9 protein-coding genes are annotated in these 12,938 nt (G+C 56.9%); 3 read left to right on the forward strand and 6 right to left on the reverse strand.

What is annotated here, in order from left to right; translation table 11 throughout:
• Nucleotides 1–61 precede the first annotated feature (61 nt).
• Nucleotides 62–2,065, forward strand: a complete 2,004-nt coding sequence (locus QF010_RS07630) for a hypothetical protein (protein ID WP_429532792.1) — start codon at nucleotides 62–64, stop codon at nucleotides 2,063–2,065.
• A gap of 217 nt (nucleotides 2,066–2,282) precedes the next feature.
• On the forward strand, nucleotides 2,283–4,526 hold the full coding sequence (locus QF010_RS07635; RefSeq protein ID WP_429532793.1) for an autotransporter outer membrane beta-barrel domain-containing protein: 2,244 nt from the start codon (nucleotides 2,283–2,285) through the stop codon (nucleotides 4,524–4,526).
• A gap of 77 nt (nucleotides 4,527–4,603) precedes the next feature.
• Here QF010_RS07635 and QF010_RS07640 read toward each other — a convergent pair whose 3' ends face one another.
• The 6 genes from QF010_RS07640 to QF010_RS07665 all read right to left on the reverse strand — a co-directional run bounded on the left by QF010_RS07640 (nucleotide 4,604) and on the right by QF010_RS07665 (nucleotide 11,942).
• Nucleotides 4,604–5,092 carry a hypothetical protein gene (locus QF010_RS07640; protein ID WP_033055136.1) on the reverse strand — a complete coding sequence of 163 codons (489 nt, stop codon included), beginning with the start codon at nucleotides 5,090–5,092 and terminating at the stop codon, nucleotides 4,604–4,606.
• A 158-nt stretch (nucleotides 5,093–5,250) separates the two neighbouring features.
• Nucleotides 5,251–5,871 carry a LysE family translocator gene (locus tag QF010_RS07645; protein ID WP_033055134.1) on the reverse strand — a complete coding sequence of 207 codons (621 nt, stop codon included), beginning with the start codon at nucleotides 5,869–5,871 and terminating at the stop codon, nucleotides 5,251–5,253.
• A 51-nt stretch (nucleotides 5,872–5,922) separates the two neighbouring features.
• The gene (locus QF010_RS07650; protein ID WP_033055133.1) at nucleotides 5,923–6,762 is read right to left on the reverse strand and encodes an AraC family transcriptional regulator; all 840 of its coding nucleotides are present in this window, start codon (nucleotides 6,760–6,762) and stop codon (nucleotides 5,923–5,925) included.
• Nucleotides 6,763–6,838: 76 nt separating this feature from the next.
• Nucleotides 6,839–7,480, reverse strand: a complete 642-nt coding sequence (locus QF010_RS07655) for a DUF1345 domain-containing protein (RefSeq protein ID WP_033055131.1) — start codon at nucleotides 7,478–7,480, stop codon at nucleotides 6,839–6,841.
• Nucleotides 7,481–7,670: 190 nt separating this feature from the next.
• Entirely contained in the window at nucleotides 7,671–10,769 is a 3,099-nt protein-coding gene (locus QF010_RS07660) for a multidrug efflux RND transporter permease subunit (protein ID WP_429532794.1), read from the reverse strand.
• A gap of 15 nt (nucleotides 10,770–10,784) precedes the next feature.
• On the reverse strand, nucleotides 10,785–11,942 hold the full coding sequence (locus tag QF010_RS07665) for an efflux RND transporter periplasmic adaptor subunit (RefSeq protein WP_033055128.1): 1,158 nt from the start codon (nucleotides 11,940–11,942) through the stop codon (nucleotides 10,785–10,787).
• Nucleotides 11,943–12,233: 291 nt separating this feature from the next.
• On the opposite strand from QF010_RS07665, the gene QF010_RS07670 reads away from it, so the two are divergent.
• The gene (locus QF010_RS07670) at nucleotides 12,234–12,935 is read left to right on the forward strand and encodes a response regulator (RefSeq protein WP_033055126.1); all 702 of its coding nucleotides are present in this window, start codon (nucleotides 12,234–12,236) and stop codon (nucleotides 12,933–12,935) included.
• Nucleotides 12,936–12,938 lie beyond the last annotated feature (3 nt).

The following is a 12,938-nucleotide window of genomic DNA, read 5'->3' on the forward strand; positions in this document are numbered from 1 at the left end:
TAAATCGTATTCTTTGATCCCGGTAAGTTCTACTTAAATGTGATGGCAGGAGATTTTAAAGATGAACAGCAGAGTTGATAAAGCCATATTGTCCCGAAGCGCTGTGCTTCAGAAAAGTTACGGTGCGGGAGGCGTATTCGCAAACCCCGTCGGCGTCACAATTACAGCTCAAACACTTCCCGGAGGTGACTTGCGCATCCCGCTGGCGGCGCTGTCCGCGCCGCTCAATTACACCATTCCGCGACCCACGGAGCCTGAGGATCCGGATGATATGATTGAGTTTAGAATCCGTGAGAAAGGTACGCTCAACTGGGAGGAATTAGAGGCCCCGCAAGATTTAGGGCCTATTGCTGGCAGGACATGGCCTTTGCCCAAGACAATTCCAATGACCCCGTGGATGGTCGAGAAAAACACACCTGAATCCCCTACTGAATATGAAATTCAATACGTTTACTGGTATGGCGCGGTGAATGATGGACATTCGGACATCGTTACATACGTTATTGACCGAACAGCACCCTATAGAGTGAAGCAACCACCTTCGAACCTGTCTCCGAAAGCGGCTACCTTTCCAGTCGATTTGCCGCCGACCGCTGTTATCGATGAAGCCTACATAGGTAACAACACGAACGGAATCACGTTGACTGCCGCAGCCTATGGGAACTATCACGCCACCGACGTGTTGCTGGCCTGGGTGGGCAGAGCCCCGGATCCTGTGCGTGACCAACCGGTGCTTGAAATTGATTTACCCTCCACGCGCGAATTCACAATCCCCATCGATGTATTTGTCAATGCTGAAGAAGGTGTTAATACAGTCATCTATAGAGTGAGGGATCTTGTAGGTCACTTGAGCAAAGTATCGAGTCCAGCTTCGCGTGAAGTGAAGCGCATTGCCGACCCTACTGTGTTTGAACCACCCGTGGTGCCATTGGCCAACGACGATTTGATTGATTTGGCTGACTGCCATCTGGGGGTCAAACTTGAGGCGACGGTGCCCGCCCCGTATGCTGCAACGGACACTCTCATGGGTTACTGGGGCACAGAGGAGCTGGGTGAAAAGCTTGTGAGTACTGCCGTTGATGGAAAACTGGTTTGGGATGTTCCGTATTCCACCATCAAGTCTGTATATGGCAATACAGATGGCGATGAAGAAACCGAGTTCAGTTATGCCATGTTTCGAGGTAACCGTCGTCTTGGTGGAAATAATGACAAGACACTCGTCAATATTCACTATATCGGACCCATTAATCCGAGTGAGCCGGATCCCGTGAACCCTGCTTTGGACCAACCTGTACTGACGTTTCCAGGGGGCAGTACGGATAAGGTAGAAGAAGGGGATTTCGGTAAGGAAGCAACGATTTCAATTAAATTGTTTGCTGCTCCGCCTACTGAAGAAGGATGGTTGGTTGCGATTTATTATAATAACGTGCAAGTGGGTACGCGCATCCCCTTAGCCCCGGGTCAGGAAAATACTACACTTACGCAACAGCTTCCTTGGGATACAATCTTTGCTCAAGGTCCCGGAGACAAACCTTTACATTGGGTACTTCATACCGCATTGAATCCAAACCCGACTCAGTGTGTACCCAAAGATATTCCTGTAGACGCTTTTCCTATTCAGACTCTCGCACCCGAGGTGCAGAATCTTGCAGGCCCGCTGCGTAGAATCGGTTGTTCAACATTGAACTTCGTCCCTCCTGGTGATGGCACCACACGACGCAATCTGAGAGTTACCATCCCGAAAAGTGCTTACACGGTAGCGGGTGAGACGATCACGTTAAGTTTTGCTGCATATACCGATGCCACTCCACCGGTTCTTGTTCCTGGTACGGAAACCACTGCAGATTTGCTGGTACCTGACCCGTATCCGGAGGCGGGGGCTGCAGTCGATATCGGTATATATGGCACTCATTTCAAACCGGCGAATCGGACAAATGGTGTACTCACATACACCATTACCCGAAGTGGCACTACGCCCACTCCTGCTTCAGCGGAGGCTAGACATTTCATGCTGTTTACTAATAGCGAGGGGCAGTACTGCGAAGAAGTAAATCCTGTTCCATGACGTTCGCCACGGACAATGCGGCTAGATGATCTTAGTCGCATTGTTTTAAGTTGCTTCGAGATCTGTCAGAAAAATCCGATGGCGGATTTTTCGATGCTGAAAAACAGATAAGTCCTACAGAGATGCGCGTAGCTTCACGCTAGCCTAACGACACTCATTTTCATGGCCTCCTACGCAAGTGGCAGTGGCCCGGTTTTTTAGATGACAGGTGTCTACTATGCAACGAAATTTAATTACGGAGCCTCCTTTTCCTATCAGGTGGAGTTTGATATTTACTTCCATGCTGTTGCCATTCTCATCATTGACCATGGCAGGAAACCTTGTTGGAGGGACCACAACTATTACCGGGGGCGTTCCCGAGCAATGGTCACTTAACTCAAATGCCACATTGAACGTCAATGGCGCTCAGACGCTGTTCATAAACACTGACAGTTCGACACTCAACGTCAATGCAGGTATCACTCAACAGATCGCAGCCCGCAACGGCGCTCAAGTTAACCTGAGCGGAGCAAACGTCTCGGGCGTTGGCGGTCTGGCTGCGGTGGTACTCGTCAATAGTCAGGCCAATATCGTCAACAGCACGATCACTGGCAATCGTGTCGGGCTTCAGGTTGTACGCAACGCGAATACTTTGACGGGGTCTACCGCCACCGTTAGCGGCAAAAGCAACATAACCGGTGTGACGGGCGGAGCCCTGGTGAGTGCATTCAGTCGCTTGGATGTCACTGATTCGACGATTCAGGGAACAGGTGCCAGCAGTTACGGATTGAGGTTGGCCAGCGGTCAGGCCACGGCCACTGACAGCACGATCATAGGGGGGCAAAACGGTGTGACGATCGGGCTTGACGCGAATTCTATTCAGCCCGCGACGCTGAACCTCAACAATACAACTGTCGAGGGCGTCACCGGTTCGGCCATTCAGGTTGATTTCGCCAGTGCGGGGTCTTCGACTGCGACGATCACGCTGAACAACTCCCGGCTGGTGGCAGGCAACAATACCTTGCTGGATGTACGAGGAGGTGCTACTGCCTCGTTTACTGTCAATAACAGTACGTTGAGCGGCAATATCGTCAATGAAGCAGGCAGCACTACTGACCTGGTTTTACAGAACAGTTCGGTTCTGACAGGCAACCTGGAAAATGTCTCCCGCGCAACCATCAATGATTCGTCTCGATGGGTACTGGTGGGCGATGGCCAGATAGACAATCTGACGTTGAACGGTGGCACCGTACGCTTCGGCGCCGACAATGCTTTTTATCAATTGAATGTGGGGCAGCTCGCGGGCAATGGTCGCTTCGAGTTGGGAACTGACTTCTCTACGGGGCAGACTGATTTGCTGAATGTGACGGGGACGGCGAGCGGTCGTCATGAACTGATTATCAGTAGTTCTGGTGTGGACCCCGCCGCCGGTCAACCAGTTCGGGTGGTGCAAACAGGTGGCGGCGATGCGCAATTCTTTATGGCTAGGGAGGTAGACCTCGGGGCCTTTTCTTATAGCTTGGCGAAAAGCGGCAACGACTGGATTCTCGATCCCGCGACAAGGACAGTCAGCCCCGGCGCGCGTTCAGTGCTGGCTTTATTCAACACGGCATCGACAGTGTGGTCCGCAGAAGCTACGTCTCTGCGTTCGCGCATGGGGGAGTTGCGTTTCAATGGGGGTGAGGGCGGCGCCTGGGGCCGCACCTATGGCAACAAATACAACGTGGCCGATGGTTCAGGTGTCGGATATCAACAAACCCAACGAGGTTTTACGTTGGGGGCCGATGCGCCGCTGCCATTCGGCGACGGACAATGGCTGATAGGTGTGATGGCGGGGCATAGCAAGTCCGACCTGAACCTAGATGGCGGCACTTCCGGTACCGTCACCAGCAACTATCTAGGGACTTACCTCACCTGGATTGATGCCGGTAGTGGTTACTACCTGGACGGAGTTCTTAAATTGAACCGCTTTCGCAACGAGGCCAAGGTTGGCTTGAGCGATGGACACAGGGCCAAAGGTGATTACGATAATACCGGACTGGGTGGTTCCATCGAGCTTGGGCGCAATATCAAACTGGCTGATGGCTATTTCATCGAACCCTACACAAAGTGGTCCGGTGTGGTCATTCAGGGCAGGAGTTTCACTCTGGACAACGATATGCAAGCGGATGGAGACCGCACACGGTCATTGGTGGGTGAAGCCGGCATGACAGCTGGACGCACTTTTGCCCTGGAAGGCGATCTGCAAGTTCAGCCCTATGTACGGGTCGCGCTGGGTCACGAGTTCGCCAAAAATAATGAGGTCAAGGTTAACGACAATGTGTTCAACAATGATCTCTCAGGGTCTCGAGGTGAGATTGCTGCAGGTTTCGCTGTCGCCATGACGGATCGCCTGCAAGTTCACATTGATGCGGACTACAGCAAAGGGAAAAACATAGAGCGGCCAATCGGCTTGAATATGGGTGTTCGTTACGGTTTTTAAGCAAATAAATGGCGGCGACTCAATAAAAAAGGAAGCTTAGGCTTCCTTTTTTATTGAACGTTTCTTTCATGACTTTGTCAGGCGGCCTGTCTGATGCTTTTGTTTTTACGAGTGCTGGAGGTATCGCTTTTTGCATTGAATTGGAGATTGAGGGTTAGCGTTTTATCGTCGTCACCATCATGGTTTTCCAGAAGGACGTCTTTGAGTTCTCCAGAGAAAACACCTGTGGTTTTATCGAACTTGATGTCAATCGTTCCGCTGAGCTGCATGTAGATGACGGGTTCTGGCGATACGCTATTGTCCACAAAGGTTACCCGCACCTCACTGGAGTCCGGGCTGACAGTATAAGGGCCATCTGCCAAGTCTTTCCTGACTGACACGTACACTTCTTTTGTGGTGAAATCCGGACTGGGCGCACGTTGCCTGGCGAACATGACATGAGACTCGCCGTGCGGTGGTGGGAAAGTCTCTGATTTCAACTCTACCAAGTGCGCATTGAACGTGATTCCCTCGCCAATTGTTCCACTGCAGCTACCGGATCGGGTGATGTTATTGATCCTGTTCATTAAAGTTGTCTCCGCGATTATGACTCGAAATATCCTGGCAATAAAACGTCCGGGATGACATATCAGAGCGCTTAAAAGCTAACTTGTAAACTGTCAAACCTGACAGTTTACAAGGTCTTCTAAATGTGATTTTTTCTCCGTTGGCGTGGGACAAATTTTTACTGTCCGATCCATACACTTAGCCACGTCGAACCTGCCAGCAATATACCCATGGACCGATTAAAGTTTCGCAGGGCTTTGGTTGAACGAAGCCATTGATTGACGCTTGACCCAAGAACTGCCCAAGCAGTCATACAAGGCAGGGCTATAACGAAAAACGCAAAACTCAAATAAACGATGTGATCCAGGCGATCGGCACCGTTGTCGGAAAACACGCTGACGACCGCCATGGCCATCATCCAGGTTTTCGGGTTTACCCATTGCAGGCCTGCGCCAGTCAAAAGGTCTGGACGCCGATGATTTTCGGATAAGTGCGGATCGAGGGTTTCGGGTGTCGAATGGAAAATCTGCCAGGCCAGGTAGCTCAACCAGGTAACACCTGACCACTGCATGGCGTGTTGTAGCAACGGACTCTGCTTCAGGGATTCGCCCAAACCATACCCCACCAGCAGGACGACGACAGCAGCGCTGGCGCAGGCACCAAAGATGATAGGCAAAGTTGCCTTGAAGCCATACCGGGCGCTGTTGCTCAGCACCAGAATATTGGTCGGCCCCGGCGTGATGGAGGCGACGAAAGCAAACAACATAAAGGGTAGCAAGGTCGGGAAGGTGGACAACATGGCAGCGGGCTCCGTGGATTAACTCAGGAGCCGATCCTCACAAAGTCCGGGTCATGCGTCTGGAAGATTTGAGCAGCGCTTGCGATACAGCGCTGGCGTCAAACCATATGCTCGGACAAACCAGCGGCCCAGGTGACTCTGATCGGCAAACCCCAGTTCCATCGCCACCGTCGCTGGTTGCTCGCCACGGGCCAGCATTCGCCGGGCGGTCGCCAGGCGCAATTGCACGAGGTAGGCGTGCGGGGCGATGCCATAAGCGGCTTTGAAAGCGCGGGTCAGGCGGAAGCGATCAACGCCGGTTGCGGCGGCCAGCTGGTCGAGGCCGATGTCGTATTGAGCGTTGGCGTGCAGGTACTCCCGTGCCTTCTGCGCCACCAGCGGCAGGCGCGGATCCTCGCCATAGCGGGCGCGCCAGTGCAGGTGACTGGTCAGGCGTTCGAGCAAACCGTCGAGGGCGGTCTGGCGGACGATTTTCAGCTCACCGTGATGCAGGGTTTGAAACGCCAGGCTGGTGGCGTGGGCGAGTCGCGAGTCGCTGGCCAGGGTGTTGGCGAAACTCAATTGACTGTTGTCGGGGGCATTTTCGAAGACTGCACTGAGTTCACGTTTCAGCCACTGCGGGTCGAGGTACAGCATGCGGTAGGTGAAACCGTCTTCGGTCGGTGCTTCGCCGTCGTGGATGTCACCCGGCTCGAGCAGAAACACCTTGCCCGGCGTGCTTTGGTGCTTTGCCCGCCGACAGTGAAACTGCTGAACCCCTTGTTCGGTGACGCCCACCAGAAAGCTGTCATGCCAGTGCGGGTCGTAGGCATGGCCTTCGAAATGCGCACGCAGGGTCTCGATGCCGGTATCGGCGTCCTGGGCCAGGTCGATCCAGTTGTGAGTCGTCATGCTGCACCTGTGAGACGGATAGCCGACTTATTTAACGCCTGCGCCGAGGGCGATGACTAGAACGTTTGTGCAGGGATCAGTTGAACAGTCCCGCCGCGATGTTGATCGAGAACCCGAGAATGGCCGTGTTGAACAGAAAGCCGATCAGCGACTGCGCCAGGACAATCTTGCGCAGATCCCGAGTCGCCACGCCGACATCGGACGTCTGGACCGCCGCACTGATGGTGAACGAGAAATACAGGAAGTCCCAGTAATTGGGCGTTGTCAGACCTTCAGCAAAACGCAGTGCCGGGTCTTTGCCACTCCAGGTGTAGAACAGCCGGGCGTAGTGCACGCTGAAAATCACCCCGATCAGCAGCCATGAACCGATCACGGTCAATGCAGTAAAGCCGTAGTGCAACAGCTTACGGGTGGTTTCCAGGTCCTTGCTGCCGGCCAGTTCGAAGGTGATGGTCGCCAGGCTGGCAATTGCAGCGACGCATACAACAAACAGCACCAGCCCGGCGTTTTCGTCTTCGACCTCGGCAATGCGTTTCACATCTGGCGCTTTGGCGCGCGCGGTGAGCCAAAGCATCAGGACCAGGTAAGTCCAGACCCCGGCATTCCAGCCGAAGAGGATTTTGCTGATGATCGAGTCGGCTGGCGCCAGTATGCCCACGGCAATGCCGAGGGTGGTGGCGGCAGACAGGCGAGGGTGGGTGCGGGCGAGGAAGGGCATGTGAACTCGATGCGTCAGGGCTTTGCAAACACCTTAGCCCAGCGCAGTTCGTTGTGACCACACTCGAGAGAACAACACGAAGCCTGTGGGAGCGGGCTTGCCCGCGATAGCGGTGTAATGGTCAAAAGAGATATTGACTGTTATGACCTCATCGCGGGCAAGCCCGCTCCCACAGGGAATTAGGTGTTGGTCAGGTTTTCTTATGGCGCCTGCGCACAAACTTCATCACCACCACAAAAAACACCGGTACAAACACCACCGCCAGCGTCGCCGTCATCATCCCGCCAATCACCCCGGTGCCGATGGCTTGCTGGCTCGCCGAACTGGCACCGGTGGCAATTGCCAACGGCACAACACCAAGAATGAACGCCAGGGACGTCATGACAATCGGCCGCAGGCGCAGGCGTGCGGCTTGCAGCGTGGCGTCGATCAAGTCGTGGCCTTCGTCGTACAGGCTCTTGGCGAATTCGATGATCAGGATCGCGTTCTTCGCCGACAGGCCGATGATGGTGATCATCCCGACCTTGAAGAACACGTCGTTGGGCATTCCGCGCAAGGTCACGGCCAGTACCGCGCCGAGCACGCCGAGCGGCACCACCAGCAGCACCGAGGTCGGAATCGACCAGCTCTCATACAACGCGGCCAGACACAGGAACACGATCAGCAGCGACAACCCGAGCAGGATCGGTGCCTGACTGCCGGACAAGCGTTCCTGCAACGACAGCCCGGTCCATTCCTGACCCAATCCCGCTGGACCTTGCGCCACCAACCGTTCGATTTCGGCCATGGCTTCGCCAGTGCTGTGACCGGGCGACGGTTCGCCGGAAATGCTGATCGCCGGGTAGCCGTTGTAGCGAGTCAACTGCGCCGGGCCCTGAGTCCATTTGGCCTGGACGAAGGCCGACAACGGCACCATTTTTCCGGTGTTGTTGCGCACGTGAATCTTCAGCAGGTCGGCGACCTGACTGCGCTGATCGCCTTCAGCCTGAACCACCACACGCTGCATCCGCCCCTGATTGGGGAAGTCGTTGATATAGGCCGAACCGACGGCGGTGGACAGCACATTGCCAGTGTCGGCAAAGGAAACACCCAGCGCGTTGGCCTGTTTGCGGTCGATGACCAGTTGCACCTGCGGCGCTTCAGCTAGCGCGCTTTCGCGCACGTTCATCAGGATCGGACTTTTCTCGGCGGCAGCGAGCAATTCACTACGCGCCTGCATCAGCGTGGCATGGCCGAGGCCGCCGCGGTCCTGCAAGCGGAACTCGAAACCGCTGGAGGTGCCCAGACCGTCAACGGGCGGCGGCAGTACTGCAAATGCTACGGCGTCCTTGATCTGGCTCAACGCGATGTTGGCGCGGTCGGCAATGGAGCTTGCCGAGTCGTCGCTACCCCGATCAGACCAGTCTTTGAGCGTGGTAAACGCCAACGCCGCGTTCTGGCCGCTGCCGGAGAAGCTGAAACCGAGAATGACCGTGCTGTCGCCAACGCCGGGTTCAGTGGCGTTGTGGGCTTCGATTTGTTCAACCACCTGCACCGTGCGGTTCTTGCTCGCGCCCGGTGGCAGTTGAATGTCGGTGATGGTGTAACCCTGATCCTCCACCGGCAGGAACGAGGAGGGCAGTCGACTGAAGCACACGCCCAATCCGATCAGCAGCACGCCGTAGATCAGCAGGTAACGGCCAGAGCGCTTCAACGCATAGGCGACCCAGCCCTGATATCGCTCGGTCAGTTGCTCGAAACGTCGGTTGAACCAGCCAAAGAGCCCGCGCTTCTCGTGATGTTCGCCCTTGGCAATCGGCTTGAGCAACGTTGCGCACAGTGCCGGGGTCAAGGTCAGGGCGAGGAACGCCGAGAACAGAATCGAGGTGGCCATCGACAAGGAGAACTGACGGTAAATCACCCCGACCGAACCCTGCATGAACGCCATCGGAATGAACACCGCCACCAGCACCAGCGTGATGCCGATGATTGCGCCGGTGATCTGCTTCATTGCCTTGCGTGTTGCCTCTTTGGGCGACAGGCCTTCGGTGGCCATGATGCGCTCGACGTTCTCCACCACCACAATCGCGTCATCCACCAGGATGCCGATCGCCAGCACCATGCCGAACATGGTCAGCACGTTGATCGAAAAGCCCAGCGCCAACATGGTCGCAAAGGTGCCCATCAGCGCCACCGGCACCACCAGGGTTGGGATCAGCGTGTAGCGGATGTTTTGCAGGAACAGAAACATCACCGCGAACACCAGCAGCATCGCCTCGCCGAGGGTGTAAACCACTTTGGTGATCGAGACTTTGACGAAGGGCGAGGTGTCATACGGGATCTTGTATTCCACACCCGCCGGGAAGTAGCGCGCCAGTTCGTCCATCTTCGCCCGCACCAGCGTGGCAGTGCTCAAGGCATTGGCGCCCGGGGCCAATTGCACACTGACGGCGGTCGACGGTTTGCCGTTGAGGCGGGTGGAGAACTGGTATTCCTGACTGCCGATCTCGACGCGCGCCACGTCTTTGATGCGCACAGTTGAGCCGTCGGGATTGGCTTTCAGGACGATGTCGGCGAACTCTTCCGGTGTCGACAACTGGCCTTTGACCAAAATGGTTGCGGTGATTTCCTGGGTGGTACGGGTCGGCAAGTCGCCGATGCTGCCGGCCGACACTTGCGCGTTCTGCGCGACGATGGCGGCATTGACGTCAGCCGGGGTCAGGTTAAAACCGATCAGCTTCTGCGGGTCGATCCAGATTCGCATCGCCCGTTCGGCACCGTATAGCTGCGCCTTGCCGACGCCGTCCAGACGCTTGATCTCGTTCATCACGTTGCGCGCCAGGTAATCGCTGAGCGCCACGTCGTCGAGCTTGCCGTCGCTGGAGGTGAGGGTGATCAACAGCAGGAAACCGGCGGAAACTTTCTCCACCTGCAAACCCTGCTGCGTCACCGCTTGAGGCAGGCGCGACTCAACCACTTTCAGGCGGTTTTGCACATCGACCTGAGCCATTTCCGGGTCAGTGCCCGGCTGGAACGTCGCGGTGATGGTGGCGCTGCCGAGACTGCTCTGGGATTCGAAATACAGCAGATGGTCCGCGCCGTTGAGTTCTTCCTCGATCAGGCTGACCACGCTTTCGTCCACGGTCTGCGCCGAAGCGCCGGGGTACACGGCGTAGATTTCGACTTTCGGCGGCGCGACGTTAGGGTATTGCGCCACCGGCAACTGTGGAATGGCCAGGGCGCCGGCCAACAGGATGAACAGGGCAACCACCCAGGCGAACACCGGACGATCGATAAAGAACTGCGGCATAAAGAAGCGTCCTGCTTACTGACCAGAAGCCTGGGCAAGTGGAAGAGGGGTGTCGTCGATCTGCACTTTGTCGCCGGGGCGGGCGTGCTGCAGGCCTTCAGTGACGATGCGGTCACCGGGCTTGAGCCCGGCGGTGACGATCCAGCGATCGTTCTGCACAGCGCCCAGTTCAACCGGTTGCTGGCCGACCCGTTGTTCGGCGTCGAGCACCAGCACTTGGGCGATGCCGGCACTGTCACGCTGGATGGCCCGTTGCGGCACGCTGATGCCTTGCTGAATGACCGCTTGCTCCAGACGCACGCGCACGAAGCTGCCCGGCAGCAAGTCGAGGTCCGGGTTGGGGAATTCGCTGCGCAGAATGATCTGACCGGTGCCCGGGTCGACGGTGATGTCGGCGAACAGCAACTTGCCCGGCAATGGATAGAGGCTGCCGTCGTCCTGGATCAGCGTGGCTTTGGCCTGGTCCTGACCGACCTGCTGCAACTGGCCGGAACGGAATGCCCGGCGCAGGTCGTTGAGTTCGCGGGTCGATTGGGTGAGGTCGGCGTGAATCGGGTTCAGTTGCTGAATCAATGCCAACGGTGTGGTTTCGTTCTGCCCGACCAGTGCGCCTTCGGTCACCAGTGCGCGGCCGATGCGCCCGGAAATCGGCGCCGTGACCGTGGCGTAACCCAGATTGAGTTTCGCCCGTTCCACGGCGGCTTTGTTGGCGGCGACGTCGGCAGCCGTTTGCCGGGCACTGGCCCGGGCGTTGTCATAATCCTGACCGCTGACGGCGTTGCCTTCGATCAACTGCGCGTAACGCTGCTCTTGCAGGCGGGCCTGGAACGCATTGGCTTCAGCCTTGCGCAGTGCCGCTTCGGCACTGTCCAGGTCAGCCTTGAACGGCGCCGGGTCGATACGGAACAACACTTCGCCTTTTTTCACATCGCTGCCTTCACGGAACGCCCGTTGCAACACCACCCCAGCAACCCGGGCGCGGACTTCGGCAATGCGTGGCGCGGCAATCCGCCCGCTCAGTTCACTGGTGATCGACAGGGGGCTGGCCTGGATGGTTTCGATGCGAACCGTGGCCAGAGGCGCCTGTTCTTCGGCCGTCGAAGCCTTGTCACAAGCGCTCAGCGTCACCGCCAGTGCAATCAGGCTGAGCCTGGCAAGCAGATTCTTTGACATGTAATACCCCAATAATGACCCCCAGCATCCTACGGGGAGACGACGAGGGTAGCGGTGAAGCTTTGTAGGCGCTGTGTGAAATTGTGTAAGGGTTTTACTCACGGGCGGGCGCAGGCGTATATCCTTCACGGCTTGAAACTTTTTGCGACGGTCAGGCCGCCTTCGCGAGCAAGCTCGCTCCCACAGAGATCTGAGTGGACACAGACTTTGTGAACACCACCGGACACTGTGGGAGCGAGCTTGCTCGCGATAGCGGTGTATCAGTCGCCACTGCACTTTCTGGAAACACCCATGCCCAACATCCTCCTGGTCGAAGACGACACCGCGCTCTCCGAACTGATTGCCAGTTACCTGGAACGCAACGGCTATAGCGTCAACGTGATCAGCCGTGGTGACCATGTGCGCGAACGTGCGCGGGTCAATCCGCCGGACCTGGTGATTCTCGACCTGATGCTGCCGGGGCTCGATGGCTTGCAAGTCTGCCGCTTGCTGCGCGCCGATTCGGCCTCGTTGCCGATCCTGATGCTCACCGCCCGTGACGACAGCCACGATCAGGTGCTGGGCCTGGAAATGGGCGCCGACGACTACGTCACCAAACCCTGCGAACCGCGCGTGTTGCTGGCCCGGGTGCGGACTTTGTTGCGGCGCAGCAGCCTCACCGAACCGCAGACGGCCAACGACCGCATTCTGATGGGCAATCTGTGCATCGACCTGTCCGAGCGCACCGTGACCTGGCGCGAGCAACTGGTCGAACTGTCCAGCGGTGAATACAACCTGCTGGTGGTACTCGCTCGGCATGCCGGCGAAGTGCTCAGTCGCGACCAGATTCTGCAACGCCTGCGCGGCATCGAGTTCAATGGCACCGACCGCTCGGTGGACGTGGCGATCTCCAAGCTGCGACGCAAGTTCGACGACCACGCCGGCGAGGCGCGCAAGATCAAGACCGTGTGGGGCAAGGGGTACCTGTTCAGCCGCTCCGAGTGGGAATGCTGAGTC

The organism is Pseudomonas silensiensis (assembly GCF_050434865.1).
GTDB lineage: Bacteria > Pseudomonadota > Gammaproteobacteria > Pseudomonadales > Pseudomonadaceae > Aquipseudomonas > Aquipseudomonas fluorescens_W.